Below are 15,544 nucleotides of genomic sequence, written 5' to 3' on the forward strand. Positions count from 1 at the left end.
CTATACCCTTGTTTTTTTAAAAGCCACTTTTTAAGATACTCGTTTCCAGATTGCTGTTTTCATCTCTATCTTCCCATTTGCCAAGATACCGATATTTTAGTTCGCTTTGAAATAGTTCAACAATGCGGTTTTGGGTTTCTCTTTCGAGTTTACCCACATTGGATTTTGATGAGCCGTTAATCATTCTGTTAATTATTTCCTTTTTAATATTTGCAGCTAATTCCATTTCCTTGGAAACAAGCATAAGTCCGTCATCGGGCAATAAATCCTCGCTGTACTTGCCTTGATAAAGTGCTGCAATAAATTCGCTGTTTTCAGTGAAAGTTCCTATGTAAAAATTTGTTTCCCTGTTTTCATATATGGGTTTTAAATCCATTTGTCCTTCAAGGAAAAGACTTACATCTTCGGCATTTACTTTTTTTCCGATATATTTTAAATCTTCTTCATCAAGCAATATGAAAATGTAATTGCTTTGCCTTTCGTCCTGGCAAAAGATTACAGTCGGCACCTCATAGAAATAGAGATATTTTAAATAGGGAAATTTCATATTGTGATTTCTTTTATTTCTACTTGTGTATGGTCGAAAGCGGTGCTACGCCACCATGAATGATGATTTGCTCCAAAAGTTTGTTTAAGCATGCCATCATGTGAGTTTAGTTTTAAAACACCAATTCGTTTCTTCTTGCCTTTGTTTGAAGGCAACCTGAAATACCCATTTATCAAACCTTCCAAATCGTCATAGATTGAAACTGATTTTAAAATGCAGGCATCGCATTGTGGCGGTAAAGGCCTGTCTTTTTTAACCGGAGTTGGTAAAAAACTTTCTGATGTTATTTCAACACCCTGTAGAACACGGAAATAAGTTTTGTCACCATTGGCTTGAAAAGCATCTTCATGCGGACAAGTTATTCCTGTTGATTCCAAATCTTCAAAATATGTCAAATCTTTTTTCTTCATTTATACCAATCTGATTTTTCCGGTTAATAGCGATTGCATCATGCCTTGTTTAAGCATTTTGTATTTAATCAGTTTTTTTTCAAGCTCGTATATTTCATTGTCCATATCCGTTATAATTCCTGAAATTTCAGACTGTTCAGCTTTGGTTTTTGGTAAACTAATTTTAATCTTTTTTAAATGTGCAGGTCCAAAATTTGGTTGAGCACCACCTGTTATCATAAGGTCAATTTGGTCTTTAAAAAGATGTGACTTGAGAAAAACCAATAGATAATTATAATCAAGATTCTTTAAAGGTTTAAACCGAATTACACTGGTATTCATCAGCAATGGTAAATCTTGTTTTCTTACAATGGCTACTTTCCCATAACTATTTCCAGAACTGGCTACAACTATATCTTTTTCATCAATTTCAAAGTGTCTGTACATTCGATTAAATTCTTCAATCGAAATATATCTGTCAGTTCTTTCAAGGTTTAGGAATCCATTTTCAAGATTTGTAACGTTTATAACTTTAATTCCAGAATTAGTGAATTGCCATTTTCGCAAACCAGGTCCTTCTTGGAACCAACATACGTCAGGAAAATCTTTCTCCTCCCATCCATCTTTAGGTTTCAGCAATTTCTGAATAGCTCCTTGTTTAATTGCCCGTTTTTTAGCAATTAGTTTTTCTAAAGATGAAATAAGTTTATCTGCATCGTTTAAGGAAGTGGCGATGGCTGTTTGCTCTGCTTTGGTGGGGGGGAGGGGGATTTCGAAACTGTTAATGTCCTTTGGACTAATATGTGGAATTGCAGAAGCAGTTTTAACATTGTCGCAATGTTTTGTAAAATAAGTGCTGCAAACAAATTCTTTTAAGTAGCCCATGTCGATTTCTTCAGAGCGTATTCTTGCAACCCTTTGTAATAATAAAGCTGGTACATCTGATTTAGAAAGTCTGGCAAAACTTTTACCAACTAAAGAACCATCCATCGCAATAACAATGTCGCCTTCCTCAAGAATATACTTTTTTAAATCAAAAGTTATTTCACTCCAAAATTTTGTGTTTTCCTCGCTCCAGTCTGTTACACCTCGTTTTACATTTGAACCTCTCAAAAGCTTTATACCATTATCAACATACTTATTACTTGGGAAAGGAAAACCCGTCAATAAATCAATTTTGTTACCAATGGAATCAAATTCCCAATCCTCTGGTATCAATCCAATATCCGTATTATTAAATTCCTCTACCATTTAAAATTCATCTCTTTTAGGTGGTTTTCAACTTTTGTAGTAAAATCGTCAACGTCATTGCTTAGTTTTGGCATAGGGAGTTCGTAGCGTTCTGCCAATTCTTTTATGCGTTGTGTTAATCGGTGGCTGATGTTGTCCATTTCAGTACGAATACGGTTTTTCATTTCAGCCATCCATTTTTTATCCACTACCAATGCTTTTATTTCAACAATGCTTAATTTGGGGTATTGGGCGATTACTTTTTTCTCCAATTTTTCTTTTGCAATTTTGATTTTATCCTTAACGACTTTTTCTTCATCCATTAATTTCTTGTAGGATTTTAGAATATCAAATTCTTCCGCATTGTCTTCGTTTCGTCTGCCCAACTCTTTTATCGCTTTTGTTAAATTCGCTTTGCTAATTTTTCCTTTGTCGTCCATAGCATTTGTAAGCAATCCATCCTCGCCTCCGTTTTCTTCACGCATTTCTTCCATTTCTGCATTCAGTGTTTCAGCTTTTGCTTCTAAATCATCAATTGCTTTTTGGTCAGAAGCAAAATATTCACTGATGATTAGAGTTGGTGGAATCAAACGTCCTTCCAGTCCTTCAATACCGGCTATTGGTTTTGAAACTTCTTTTCCGGCTCTTTTTGTTTTCTTTTCCTTACGGATAACTTCATTTCCTGCTTTCCAGCCATCTGCTGCCAATTCGTAAAAATCATCCTGCATGGTTTCAGCCCAATAATCCATAAGGTGCTGGAACATGGTATATTTGTCAGTAAGCGGTTTGTTGTTGTAGTATTCCAACAAATTTTTTGAAATCTTTCGTATTTCCTTTTTGGGCTTTATACCTTGCTCAAATGCTTTGGTGTATGTTACCGTTTCTATTTTCCACTTTTCAAAAACCTCATTCATTTCTTCGCTAAAAGCGGTAAACTCCGGATGAGTGAATATTTCGTTTTTTATTTCTTCATTTTCAATATTCAATTGGTAGTATTCCGGTCGTTCTGCAATTACTTCAAACAAGTGTTCTTTAAGCGATGGATAAACTGTCCAGTACTCTTTTAATGCTTCAATATCTCGTTTTGGAATACCTCCTAAAAGATGGGCTTCAATATCCTGAATATCTTCTGCTTCTTGGCTGTCGATATATCTTGGTAGGTTTAAATTGAAAACGTTCTTTTTGCCTGAAATTTCAGGAAATGGAATCTCTCGGGCATATTTGGGGTCGGCAGTAATTTTGTTGTTGAATGTATCTACAATTTTATAAATGTCCTGTTCTCGTAGACGGTTTTTGTTTCCGTCTTTAATAAATCCACGACTGGCATCAATCATAAAGATGCTTTCCCGTTTATCAGCACCTTCTTTGTCAATTACAATCAAACTGGCTGCAATACCGGTTCCATAGAACAAGTTAGGGGGCAAACCAATAATTCCTTTGATATATCCTTTTTGTAAAATCTTTTTACGGATTTCACCTTCTGAGTTTCCACGGAATAAAACCCCCAACGGTAAAACTATGCAAGCCTTGCCCTTTGATTTCAGAGATTTTATGAGATGAAGCAGAAAAGCAAAATCTCCATTCTTTTTTGGTGGTATTGCATCGTAACCTTCAAATCGTTTGTAAACATCGTTTTGCGGGTCTAAACCGTTCATCCATTTTTTATAGCTGAAAGGTGGATTGGCAACGGCAAAATCAAATTGTTTAAGTTCTCCTGTTGTTTCATCAGTAAATAATGGCGAAGCCATTGTGTTTCCCTGTTGAATATCGGCATCGGAAAAATTGTGCAACCACATATTCATTACAGCCAGTGCTCGTGTGGCATTATCATTTTCCTGTCCGTAAATTGTAATGCCGTGTGGTGCCAAGTCCGAAGCTTTTAGTAAAAGAGAACCCGAACCGCAAGTTGGGTCATAAATAGTTTGGTCCTGGCTCACTGATTTGTTAATACCAATAACTTGAGCCATAATTCTTGAAACCTCAGCCGGTGTATAAAATTGACCTTTGCTTTTTCCGCTTTCAGTTGCAAAATGACGCATTAAATATTCGTAGGCATCTCCGAGCAAGTCATCGCCCTCTGCTCTGTTTTTACTAAAATCAAGTTCCGGTTTATTGAAGATGTTTAGAAGGTTTGTCAGCAAATCAATTTTGTCTTTTCCGCTACCCAGTTTAGCACTGTCGTCAAAATCGGCTTCAGTGATAATTCCTGTAAGTCCGTTTACTTTTGCAAACTCTCCAATTATTTTATTGATTTGGTCGCCAATATCAGATTTTCCACGATGCTTGAGCATGTCATAAAAACTTGTTCCAGCAGGAATTTCAATGAGTGGGTCTTTTCTGTCTGATACATATTTCATAAACAACATAACCAATACATAATCTTTGTACTGGCTTGCATCCATGCTGCCTCTTAGTTCATCACAACTTGCCCAAAGCGAACTATATAGTTCTGATTTTTTTATTGCCATTTATTTCTTTGTTTCCTTGTTTGATACTATTAATTCCTTCACGTCAATGTCGAGTATTTCTGCTATTTCCATCAGAACTTCAAGTCTTGGTTGCTGCCTGTTTTGAGCATAAGAGTTCACCATATTGTAACTCTTTCCAAGTTTTTCAGCTAACCAGGTTTGTTTAATTCCTTTCTCTTCAAGCACTTCCTTTATTCGATTCATTGCTCTAAATTTTGAAGCCTAAATTACAATTATATCTCAAAATACAAGATAAATAATCAAACTTATTCTTGGTAGTATTAGGGAGATTTGGCTCTTTTGCAAAGTTTAGGTCGTGGGTGGCTTTGTGCGACTTTGCAAATGTGCCAAATGTGCGCTGGTAGAGAAATTTTAAAAAATGCGAAGCGGGGGAGATAAAAATCTTGTGATTCTTAGTCGTATAATTGAAGCACGTTTCAGTTTGTTTGTCTGTCCAATTGCTCCATATTTTTTCTATTTCAGATTCACTCTTTGTCAAGGTTCTTCTCTCTTTTCAGCATGACGCACAACGGTAAATTGTATGAGTAGTGGCAGATTGCGTGGTATTTTCCTGTCAAACCGCTACGCTGTTTGAGCGGGCTACAAACCTTAATATTTAGCACTTTCCCTGCCATTACTTATACAAAATGTTGTGGTTAGTACTTTCTATTTCTCTGTCCAAATTTTTTCTCTCCAATTTTTAACAGCATTTATTAATGTTTCTAATTCTCCTTTTTCAGAAAACATTTCGAGTCCTTTTAAAATTGGTGAATTTTCAATATCTATATCTTTATCAAATTGAAGATTAAAATCTTTCAGTATTTTTGGAGTCTCTCCAATTAAATTACGTGGATGGTCTCTATGTTTAAAGTAATTAGCAATAGAAACAATCAATTCAATATCAGTTCTGCTAGTTTTATTTAATCTTTCACCTAATTTATATTTTAGATATTGCTTTTATAAACTCTCGAACCTATCAAATACTGAACTATTTATATAATTCTGAAATGCAATAAAAGCTAATCCATATATTGGCTCAGCTTCTTCTATAAACCAAAGTCCATCATACCAATCTATTTTATCAATTTTATTTCTTAATTCAGAAATTGAATTTTCAAGTCCCTTAATAGTAGTCTGTAAACTTTCAATTCTTAAATCTATTCTTTTCCAATGTGTCATTGCCATTTAAAGTTCTATTCAATTTTCTAAGTCATTATCCGAAAGTGGTGGAGAAGGGAGGATTCGAACCTCCCAGCGCACTTCGTCTTGGTATTCAGTTATCAAGTTTCTATCAAAAATCTATACTTTATAATCAGAGGATAAGACCGTCTCTTTTCTCCACTAGTGCAAATCCAACAATTATACTTTTAATAAATCTCATAAATTTTTCCTTTACAGGAGTTTGTTTAATCTTATCTATTTTCATCATAATCGTACGCTTTAAAGTTTTTATTAATACTAATGGATTAACAGCGACCCAAACTCTGATTAAGAGCATAGTAAAATCAATAGACTTAGTAACCTTGAGTACCAAATTCTTAATCTCAAACTGAGACAATATTTTCAATGAACGTTCTTTTTGTATTAACCACAACGTAAGGCTAAAGTGCAATGCACTTTACCTACCTTATCCGTTGATTTTTCTATTAAATTAGTAACTAGTTGCTTATCCTTTGTAATTATATCTAAAGGACTTTTAATTTTTGCAAGAAATTTTTCACCCAAACAAGTTCATATCTCTTGTAATAAAAACACCATCTCGAATTTAACAACAATTATTACCAAACAAAATATTTATCCCAATAAACTGCAATAGAATTTATCAATACAATTTACATATTGATTGAAAATACAAAAGCCCCCAATTTCTTGGGAGCTTCATACAATTAATAAGTATGGTACCTGAGGTTTACTAAGCCATTACAGGCTCCCTTACAAGTTCCTATTTTAAATCAATGCCAAAACTATTACAGCACCCACTCTTTTCCCTTACATTTCCCGTATAATCGAAAGCTATTCCCATCATCTTGTCGCCAGTATAACTCCTCCTCCCTCAAACATTTCTATATTCCTCCTTGGTATTAGAAATCCTCTTTTGAACTTGAACAAACTGAATGGAATTACTTTCATCATGGTTCAATTTACCTACATTATTTCTCGATTTTCTTCTAATCCCAATGGATTTTCTTCCATTCTGAATTAATTTTCCTTCATTCTGAATCAATTTTCTTCCATTCTGAATTGATTTTCCTTCATTCTGGATCGATTTATTTACATTCCCGTGCTATCTATTTTCTTTTCCGCTCTATCTATTTACATTTTCGTACGGTCTATTTCCTTTTCTGAAGGATCTATTTGCATTTCTGGAGGATCTATTTTCTATTCCGCACAATCCATTTCAGATCACCTCACCTCAATCCTCTCCTTGAGGAGAGGAAGTTGTGCAAAGAATATGAAGGCGTAGGATATTTGTGAGAGTTTTCTATGGTATAACCATCATTTTTCGTCGCAATAAACACCCCTCACAAAACAACTTACCCAGTTGCGACGATTTATTGCAGAATCCATTAACCCAGGGCGGCAGTCGCTTCGCTCCCTTCCCCTGGGCTATATGATATTTGCCTTTCAGGCAAATTCTATTGCTCCCCCCTTTTGTTGCAGTAAGTGTGACATCCAAAAATTTGTTGGCCCCCATAGATGAAAAAGTCGTTAAGAACAGAATTCCATGAACGAGGTACGAGTGAATATTATTCTGTTTAGACTTTAAATCGTTATGGGTAACTACATTTTTGGCGTCTAGATCTTTTGGTTCTTTTATAGCAATGATAAAAGAACAGCCCGTCTGACTTGAAGACAAAACAAACAATTCATTTCCGTCGTAATAAACATCCCCTCACAAATCAACACTCCCAGTTGCGACAATTTATTGTAACCCATTAACCAAGGGCAACAGTCGCTTCGCTCCCTTCCCCTGGGCTAGAATGATATTTGCCTTTCAGGCAAAACTCCCACCCTCAATATTTGTAGCGATCGGCATCAGCTACGCAAGTGGGGGCCCCATAGGCAGAGAAAGCGGCAAATAGAAATGCTGTCGAACGAAGAATGAGTGAGATTATCTATTTCTATTCGCTTTTGAGCCGTGATGGGTCCCTGAGTAGATGCGCCGTAGATTCTTTGCCTACTTTCTCATCAATGGAGAAAGTAGGAGCCCGTCTGGCTTAAAGACAAAATAATGCATAATTTCCTTACATTTGCCGCAATCCAAATTCAAGTCAATTCGTATGGAAAACAACAAGAACAATACGGTAGGTTACATTTATGCATTGCAAGCCTTTTTTGCTTGGGGCATATTGCCTTTATTCTGGAAGCTATTGAGCGATATTCCCGCTATGGAAGTATTGGCTCATCGAATTTTTTGGTCCTTCGTTTTCCTCTTGCTATTCATTCTGGTTAAAAAACAGAAGAACATCATTGCGTTGCTCAAGCAGAAGAAAACACGAAACAGCCTGATTGTCTCCTCCCTATTAATTGGCGGCAACTGGGGATTGTTCATCTATGCGGTAAACATCAATCAAATTGTGGAAGCCAGTTTGGGTTATTACATCAACCCGATTGTAAACGTTTTGTTAGGAATGATCATCCTAAAAGAACGCCTGAATACACTTAAAATAGTTGCATTAATCATTGCCTCCATTTCAGTAATCTACCTTACCATTGATTATGGTCGTTTTCCTTGGATTGCCATTATTTTGGCATTGTCATTTGGCTTTTACGGTCTGGTGAAAAAAACTGCAGGCATCAAAGCCATCCCAGCCTTAACTGTCGAAACTTTTATTTTGGCTCCCCTTGCCGCTGGCTTTATCTTTTGGAAACTTTTCGATCATAGCGGAGCTTTGTTCTCCGGCGAAATCTCTACCGATGCTTACTTAATGCTTACCGGTATTGTTACCACTCTACCATTGTATTGGTTTGCCAAAGGAGCACAACGAATCCCATTATCGGCCATTGGCTTTATGCAATACATTGGCCCTACACTAATGCTTTTAATTGGAGTATTTGTATACGATGAAGCCTTTAAACAAGAGCAAATCATTGCATTTTCATTGATTTGGTTTGCATTGGTTCTTTATACCATTTCAATGATACAAGGAACCAGACAAAAGAAAGAAGCGAATTAATCTTTCCCAAGCCCCTGATTTCCTGAATCCAATACATATTTCCATTTTCCATTAGATCCCTTTTTCCAAATGGATACATAGGTGCCTTTTGTAATGGTATCAGGAGTGGTGTAATGATAGATGCCATAGGTATAGCCCAAATCACCCGACTGGGCAACAGCTGCAAATGAAGGTTTCCAGCTCAAACTAAACCCAGAATCATTTGTATTGGAGAAAAGTTGTTTTATTGCTTCTTTTCCCATAATGGGATAAGAATTTTCTCTCAACATTACTGCCGAATCATCTGCGAAAACATAAAAGGCCTTTTTCATTCCATGTTTTACCGAAAAATCTGAGAATTCCTCATCCACTTGAAGGATTTCCTGCTTGCATACTTCCACATCAACTTTTGGATTACAAGCTGTTATCGATACACCAATTAAAAGAAGATATAATACTTTTCCTACCGACATTTTCATATTTTAGTGGTTTTAATTCAATAAAGAAAAATACTTATTTTCAAGCAATAAATCCCAATTTCAAAATCTATGTTCGTAAAAAAGCTATCCTCAACAATCGAAACATCTAAAATTCAGAAAGAACAAATCTATTCGAACTCACAATTCGAAAGTCTTATTGTAAGTGTTGAAAAAGGAATGGAAATTCCTCCCCAACCTGCTCCTGCAAATGCTGTACTGTATCTGATTAAAGGAAAACTAAGCTTCGATATTGAAGGAACAATCTACGCCATCGAAGAGGATGACTTCGTCTCTTTCGAGAAAGGACAAATGCATGGCCTTAAAGCTGAAGAAGATTCCAAATTTTTAATTTCCCGAACCTTACCTGAATAACAAATAGACCAGTTTTGAGGGGGTATCAATAGAACACATTAGTAAAGACAGCATTCATGCTGTCTCTACACTTTAAGCTTTAAATTTCAAACCTTTTATACTTATTCATTATTCTAACTTTACAAGACTTGCAGAAAAAAAGCCTGACCAGTAAACTGATCAAGCCTTATTTTGAATTGATGTAATGAACTACCTGTTAAGGCATTCTTATTGATAAGCCTAAACTAATAAAAAAATCTGGGGAAACCTTACTTAATCCTATTCCTGTCGAAAAATCCAATTGTAGATCCTCTGTAACCGCATAAGTAAGTCCTCCATCCCACCTGTGATCATTCTTTCCTTCACCAGGCAGATAACCATATAATTCTGCATATGCACCTATTTGATCTGATAAAGCCAAACCAATAACCGCAGCATACATCCAAACGGCATAATCTTGTCCTTTTATTCCACTCCATGATACACCAAGATTGCCTTCAAGAGACATGGCATCATTTACGGTGTAATCTGCATTTAATCGAATATCTGCCCCTAGGTTTTCATTCTCGAAAGCCGAAGCTCCCGATTTAGGAACTGAAAAAGTAGAAAGAAGTGCCAATTGAGGATTCCTCTCACTCTCTTCAAGCAACAGGAACTTTGCACCCAGTGTTAAGGGACCAAAACCTGTTTCATCAATATCTCCTCCGTCTAAGGATTGGTAATAACCCAAATACTGAAGTCCCAATCTTAATTCAATATTCTCAACCAGCCCATATCTTAACAAAGTGCTGTTAAAAGTTACATTATCAAAATCAGAACTCACTTTTTCGAAAGCGAAGCCCGACTCTATTTGAAATCCTCTAATGGGTATCACACTCGCCGATTCGGCCGTTCCTGGCCTATCGGTTACCATAGGATCTTTTTTCTGGGCAATTAGAATCCCACTAAACATTACGAATAATGTCAATACAAAAAGCTTTCTCATTAAAATAAAATTACAAATTTGCCATACATCTATTGTTCCTGAAAACTTGCAATGCAGTTCCGAGCTTTTGCTTCATGCTCTTCATCCACAAAAAGATCCACATTGTCAGGTGTTCCACCCATTCCTACCAATGTACCGGAACTAAACTCATCTTTCCATAAAGAAGGAATCCCAGCTTCCTCCAATCTTTCCTTATAATATTTTACGTCTACCAATGATCCTGTAAATACGCAAACTAAATTATTCCCATCAGTCATATGCTACAATTTAATTGTTATGTTTCTTTCTAAGATAGAGAAATTCCCAATATGATCCTATATTAATAAGCCGAAAACTTAAGAAGTAAATTCTTATCTTTTCATGAAATGAAAAAATGCTATTTGTCGATTAAAAAAGTCCAATGGTCATGAATAAAACCTCTTTTAAATCCCAAAAACAGAAACTGTTCAAATTCTTAAAGATTTCTTTATTAATATTTCATTCCATCAATCAGAAAAACTATTTTAGAGGGTGAATCAATAACTCCAATATGAGTAAACTCAAAAATAAAACGATCTTGGTTGTAGAAGATGAAGAATTTAACCGCATCTACTTCGAAGAATTACTGCATCAAATTAATTGTAAGGTTATTGTTGCAAGTAATGGTATGGAGGCAATTGAACTGTGTCAAAAAAATGCAAAGATTGATTTGGTGTTAATGGATATCAAAATGCCATTGATGAATGGTTACGAAGCAACAAAAGCAATCAAAAAAACAAGACCAGATCTTCCAATTATTGCTCAAACTGCATTCGCTTTGTTGGGAGATAAAAAAAAATCATTAGACAATGGTTGCGATGATTACGTTGCAAAACCAGTCAAAAAAGATGTCCTGATTAAATTGATTAACAAACATCTCCAGTAAAAACCAAAAACTGCAATTATTTAAGATTTTATAACATCCTTACTCTTGTAATTCAGACAAAAAAGTATTTTATTTATTACTGTCTGAATTTTAAGGAGCAGGAGTGATATGAGAAGAAGGATTAAAAGCGTATTCATAGTTTTAGGATTTGTAATTATTGCAGGTTCAGCAACTTTCCTTCTCCAAAAAATCAGATCTACTTTTAACGATCAAAATGCAATTGACGAATTATTAACTCACAATGTAGTTCCAAATACAGAATTTGTAAAATTTGGAAACTACACCATCCATACCAAGTATATTGGCGATTTATCACTTCCAAAGGTATTATTTATTCATGGCTCACCTGGATATTGGTTTGATTTTAAAAAGATATTTACTGATGTAGAACTGAGAAAGCAATTCTGCCTAATATCTTACGATCGCCCAGGCTACAGTAAAACAAGCGTTCCTGCCATGACAAGTTTGTCAAACCAAGCCAGAGTTGCTGCTAAAGTGATGGAACATTACACTCAAAAACACGAGAAAATTATTGTTTTGGGACATTCTTTTGGAGGTGCAGTATTGGAACAGGTTTTAATTGATTATCCAGATAAAATAAAACATGCCATTTATGTTGCGCCCTGCCTATCACCTGAATATCAAAAAGCCAAATGGTATAATGTCTTAGCTGCCGGAGGAATTCCTCAAAGAATATTGCCTCACGAATTAAAAAACAGCAACAAGGAAATGATGGCTCTATCGGAATGCTTGATTAAAAATGAACCTCGTATTTCTGCGATTGATGTGCCAACTACCTATATACAGGGCAAGAAAGACGTTTTGGTTCCTTTTAAAACTTTAGATTATTATCAGAATTATCAAAGTAATATCAATTCCATTTTATTGGACGATTTGGATCACTTCATTCCCTGGTCACGCCCCGATCTAATTATTGAATCCATTAAAAATGTGAATCAGTAATTTAATTGAAGAGATAAGAAACGAACATGTAAATTTTAAACACATGAAACAAGCAATAATATTAATAGGTATATTCGTTTTTAGCGCATATAACGTAAACGCACAAAAAGCAATGACAAAGGACAAATACAACACCTTAACCGAAGCAGAGAAAAGGGTAATTATTAATAAAGGAACAGAATATCCTGGTACTGGAAAATATTTAAAGAATAAGGCAGAAGGTGTATATACCTGTAAGCAATGCAATGCAGCACTATACAATTCGTCAGATAAGTTTGAGTCGCATTGTGGCTGGCCTAGTTTCGATGATGAAATTGAAGGTGCTGTAAAAAGAATTCCTGATGCCGATGGTAGAAGAACTGAAATTGTTTGTGCCAACTGTGGCGGTCATTTGGGACATGTTTTTCTTAACGAAGGATTTACAAAAAAGAATACTCGCCATTGTGTAAACAGCATCTCTTTGAATTTCATTCCCAAAGAGGAGTTAAAAGAAAAATAACAGACAGTAATCAAATACAACGAAAGAGTTTTCTTCTGAAAACTCTTTTTTTGGCATCTGAAAATTGTAAAAAAAACATATCTTCGCGAAATATTATAATATTTCACACTTACATTTGACACTTGTGAAATTCTTAACTTTTAATGATCGATATTCGTACATATTTCATATTCATCAGTCTAAATTGATAATAAAAATATTGTAAGTTTACCGTTAACATTTTACTATAAACCAATAAAACTCTATTGCGATGAATCTAAATTTTCTTGAGATCGTTTCCGCCTCTATGGTACTTTTTGCAGTTATCGATATTATCGGATCTATCCCAATTATATTAGATTTAAAGAAAAAAGGTGGAAGAATTGATGCTCTAAAGGCAAGCTTGGTAGCTTTAGCCGTATTGATCATTTTTACATTCCTTGGAGAAAAACTTTTGGGAATTTTCGGAGTGGATATTTCAAGTTTTGCCATTGCAGGTTCTATTATTCTGTTTATTATGGGAGCTGAAATGGTAATGGGAATTGAAATTATTAAATACGATGGTCCAAGTGGTGTTTCAATTGTTCCTATTGCTTTCCCTTTGGTTGCAGGTGCAGGATCATTCACAACGGTTTTGGCCCTTCGTGCTGAGTATGCTGTAGAAAATATTATTGCGGCTATTATTCTGAACCTTGCATTTGTTTACCTTGTATTAAAATCAACCAATCTGGTAGAAAGAGTGCTTGGTGATGGAGGAATTCACATACTTCGTAAAGTATTTGGAATTATCCTATTGGCCATTTCGGTTAAACTTTTCATGAGCAATGTGGCCACTCAAATTCACACTTTATTTCCTTTTTTAAAAGAAGCTATACAACATTCATAAATAAGTTTCATTAATGCAGTTCTTCTACTAACTTTACAAATAATATTGACTGAATAACTTGCAAAATAATGCATGACATAACACTTATTCAAATTATACTGTGTAGCATTGTAATTCTATCAGCAGCATTCATTAAAGGGATGACTGGATTTGGATTTGCACTGCTTGCTGTTCCTTTTCTTTCATTGATATTTCCAATGCAAGTTTTGGTTCCAGCAATGAGTCTGTTCAATTTGATTACAAGTCTTGTTATTCTATTCAAGCTAAAGGAAAAAATAAAGGCAAAACTGTTTATTCCTATGTTTATTGCAAGTTTGGGTGGAATTCCTCTAGGTGTTTATGCCCTTGAATTTGTAAGCAGTGAAAACTTACGTTTGATTACCGGGATTTTGGTCATTATTTTCTCAATTAGAATGTTGGGTAAGGTACGATTGGCCAAACGCTTTCGCAGATATCCAATTGTTTTCGCTGGTTTCATAAGTGGAATTCTTGGCTCTTGCATTTCGGTTGGTGGTCCTCCACTGGTAATTGCCATGAATCGAAAGGGATATTCCAAAGATCACTTCCGCGGCGTTTTTGCCTGGTTCAGCACATTTTCTTCATTCTTTACAACCGCTGCTTTTGTAATGAAAGGAATGATTGAAACAGAATCGGTAAACCTTGCTCTGTTCTGTCTACCGATTCTATTCTTTGGATCGCATTTGGGTTCAAAATTCTCAGGTAAAATAGAACCTGAAAAATTTCGTAAAATGGTAATTGGAATCAATATCATTACAGGAGTATTTATTGTTGTATCAACATTAATTCACCATTAGCAATCCAAAATACCGTCTGGATTCATTGAATCCAGGCAAACTATTTTACAAGAGAGTAAAGCAATTTTATTTCCTCTGCCCAATTATCTGAATCTGGTGTCTCCAGAACCATTGGAATCCCATCAAATCGGCTATCATTCATTAAGCATTTAAATGCTTCCAAACCAATAAAACCTTTTCCAATCACCTCGTGACGATCAACTCGAGTTGCCAGCTCCTTTTTAGAATCATTCAAGTGCATCCCTTTTAAGTAATTAAAGCCGATGATTCTCTCAAAATCATCAAAAACTTTTTGAAAACCTTCTGCCGAAGAAATATCATAGCCAGCAGTGAAAGCATGACATGTATCAATACATACTCCTACCCTTTCTTTGTCTTCCACCTGATGGATGATTTCTGCAATTTGCTCAAAGGTAAAACCCAAATTACTTCCTTGTCCTGCTGTATTTTCAATTACAGCACAAACACCTTTTGTCTGATTCAAACTTATATTAATCGATTCTGCAATTGTAGCCAAACATTGTTCAACCGATACTTTCTTTAAATGACTTCCAGGATGAAAGTTCAGGCGATTTAATCCCAATTGCTCACATCTTTGCATTTCGTCCAGAAAGGCAGTTCTTGATTTTCCCAAGGCCGCAGGATCAGGATGCCCCAAATTAATAAGATAACTGTCATGTGGAAGAATCTGTTCAGGACCAAAACCATACTTTTCACAGTTCGCTTTAAATTCTTGAATATTCTTCTCTGTGAGAGGCTTCGCATTCCACTGTCTTTGATTCTTTGTGAACAAAGCAAATGCCTTAGCTCCTATTTTATTGGCGTTTATGGGTGCGTTTTCAACACCTCCAGCTGTACTTACATGTGCTCCTATATATTTCATATCTTTCCC

At 35.4% G+C, this 15,544-nt stretch carries 18 protein-coding genes and 1 tRNA gene; 7 read left to right on the forward strand and 12 right to left on the reverse strand.

All coding sequences use genetic code 11. The features are described from left to right. Positions 1 to 16 precede the first annotated feature (16 nt). The 8 genes from ACKPCA_RS08000 to ACKPCA_RS08035 all read right to left on the reverse strand — a co-directional run bounded on the left by ACKPCA_RS08000 (position 17) and on the right by ACKPCA_RS08035 (position 5,974). Positions 17 to 454, reverse strand: a complete 438-nt coding sequence (locus ACKPCA_RS08000; protein ID WP_321282336.1) for a hypothetical protein — start codon at positions 452 to 454, stop codon at positions 17 to 19. An 89-nt stretch (positions 455 to 543) separates the two neighbouring features. Then, a complete protein-coding gene (locus tag ACKPCA_RS08005; protein ID WP_321282337.1) occupies positions 544 to 957 on the reverse strand; it encodes a hypothetical protein in 414 nt (137 codons plus the stop codon). Then, positions 958 to 2,187, reverse strand: a complete 1,230-nt coding sequence (locus tag ACKPCA_RS08010; RefSeq protein ID WP_321282338.1) for a restriction endonuclease subunit S — start codon at positions 2,185 to 2,187, stop codon at positions 958 to 960. It abuts the gene before it with no gap. Next, on the reverse strand, positions 2,181 to 4,634 hold the full coding sequence (locus ACKPCA_RS08015; protein ID WP_321282339.1) for a type I restriction-modification system subunit M: 2,454 nt from the start codon (positions 4,632 to 4,634) through the stop codon (positions 2,181 to 2,183). Before ACKPCA_RS08015 ends, ACKPCA_RS08010 begins: the two co-directional genes overlap by 7 nt. After that, on the reverse strand, positions 4,635 to 4,838 hold the full coding sequence (locus ACKPCA_RS08020; RefSeq protein WP_321282340.1) for a helix-turn-helix domain-containing protein: 204 nt from the start codon (positions 4,836 to 4,838) through the stop codon (positions 4,635 to 4,637). A gap of 462 nt (positions 4,839 to 5,300) precedes the next feature. Next, positions 5,301 to 5,528, reverse strand: a complete 228-nt coding sequence (locus tag ACKPCA_RS08025) for a hypothetical protein (RefSeq protein WP_321282341.1) — start codon at positions 5,526 to 5,528, stop codon at positions 5,301 to 5,303. 63 nt (positions 5,529 to 5,591) lie between these two features. After that, positions 5,592 to 5,813 carry a hypothetical protein gene (locus ACKPCA_RS08030; RefSeq protein ID WP_321282342.1) on the reverse strand — a complete coding sequence of 74 codons (222 nt, stop codon included), beginning with the start codon at positions 5,811 to 5,813 and terminating at the stop codon, positions 5,592 to 5,594. Positions 5,814 to 5,858: 45 nt separating this feature from the next. Further along, positions 5,859 to 5,974: transfer RNA gene (locus ACKPCA_RS08035), tRNA-OTHER, on the reverse strand. Between the two features lie 1,941 nt (positions 5,975 to 7,915). Here ACKPCA_RS08035 and rarD point away from each other — a divergent pair. Continuing rightward, complete coding sequence (rarD, locus tag ACKPCA_RS08040) at positions 7,916 to 8,812, forward strand: EamA family transporter RarD (RefSeq protein WP_321282343.1); 897 nt, start codon at positions 7,916 to 7,918, stop codon at positions 8,810 to 8,812. Here rarD and ACKPCA_RS08045 read toward each other — a convergent pair. Then, entirely contained in the window at positions 8,809 to 9,270 is a 462-nt protein-coding gene (locus ACKPCA_RS08045) for a YybH family protein (RefSeq protein ID WP_321282344.1), read from the reverse strand. The two genes, rarD and ACKPCA_RS08045, sit on opposite strands and share 4 nt — an antisense overlap. Before the next feature lie 69 nt (positions 9,271 to 9,339). Here ACKPCA_RS08045 and ACKPCA_RS08050 point away from each other — a divergent pair, with 69 nt between their 5' ends. Beyond that, a complete protein-coding gene (locus ACKPCA_RS08050; RefSeq protein WP_054722480.1) occupies positions 9,340 to 9,642 on the forward strand; it encodes a cupin domain-containing protein in 303 nt (100 codons plus the stop codon). 196 nt (positions 9,643 to 9,838) lie between these two features. Here the strand turns inward: ACKPCA_RS08050 and ACKPCA_RS08055 are convergent, their stop codons facing one another. Then, the gene (locus ACKPCA_RS08055; protein WP_321282345.1) at positions 9,839 to 10,606 is read right to left on the reverse strand and encodes a transporter; all 768 of its coding nucleotides are present in this window, start codon (positions 10,604 to 10,606) and stop codon (positions 9,839 to 9,841) included. A 29-nt stretch (positions 10,607 to 10,635) separates the two neighbouring features. Next, complete coding sequence (locus ACKPCA_RS08060) at positions 10,636 to 10,863, reverse strand: putative signal transducing protein (protein ID WP_321282346.1); 228 nt, start codon at positions 10,861 to 10,863, stop codon at positions 10,636 to 10,638. A 272-nt stretch (positions 10,864 to 11,135) separates the two neighbouring features. Between ACKPCA_RS08060 and ACKPCA_RS08065 the strand changes: the two genes are divergently transcribed. From ACKPCA_RS08065 to ACKPCA_RS08085, 5 genes are all read left to right on the forward strand, one after another. After that, positions 11,136 to 11,510 (forward strand): response regulator, encoded by a 375-nt coding sequence (locus ACKPCA_RS08065; RefSeq protein ID WP_083464761.1) that lies wholly within the window; start codon positions 11,136 to 11,138, stop codon positions 11,508 to 11,510. A 108-nt stretch (positions 11,511 to 11,618) separates the two neighbouring features. Beyond that, on the forward strand, positions 11,619 to 12,473 hold the full coding sequence (locus ACKPCA_RS08070) for an alpha/beta fold hydrolase (protein ID WP_054722472.1): 855 nt from the start codon (positions 11,619 to 11,621) through the stop codon (positions 12,471 to 12,473). Positions 12,474 to 12,516: 43 nt separating this feature from the next. Then, positions 12,517 to 12,972 (forward strand): methionine-R-sulfoxide reductase, encoded by a 456-nt coding sequence (locus tag ACKPCA_RS08075; RefSeq protein ID WP_321282347.1) that lies wholly within the window; start codon positions 12,517 to 12,519, stop codon positions 12,970 to 12,972. Between the two features lie 250 nt (positions 12,973 to 13,222). Continuing rightward, a complete protein-coding gene (locus ACKPCA_RS08080; RefSeq protein ID WP_321282348.1) occupies positions 13,223 to 13,837 on the forward strand; it encodes a MarC family protein in 615 nt (204 codons plus the stop codon). 68 nt (positions 13,838 to 13,905) lie between these two features. Then, positions 13,906 to 14,652, forward strand: a complete 747-nt coding sequence (locus tag ACKPCA_RS08085) for a sulfite exporter TauE/SafE family protein (RefSeq protein ID WP_321282349.1) — start codon at positions 13,906 to 13,908, stop codon at positions 14,650 to 14,652. A gap of 40 nt (positions 14,653 to 14,692) precedes the next feature. Here ACKPCA_RS08085 and nfo read toward each other — a convergent pair whose 3' ends face one another. Beyond that, on the reverse strand, positions 14,693 to 15,535 hold the full coding sequence (gene nfo, locus ACKPCA_RS08090) for a deoxyribonuclease IV (RefSeq protein ID WP_321282350.1): 843 nt from the start codon (positions 15,533 to 15,535) through the stop codon (positions 14,693 to 14,695). Positions 15,536 to 15,544: the final 9 nt, after the last annotated feature.

It is taken from the genome of Marinifilum fragile (genome assembly GCF_963677365.1).
GTDB lineage: Bacteria > Bacteroidota > Bacteroidia > Bacteroidales > Marinifilaceae > Marinifilum > Marinifilum fragile.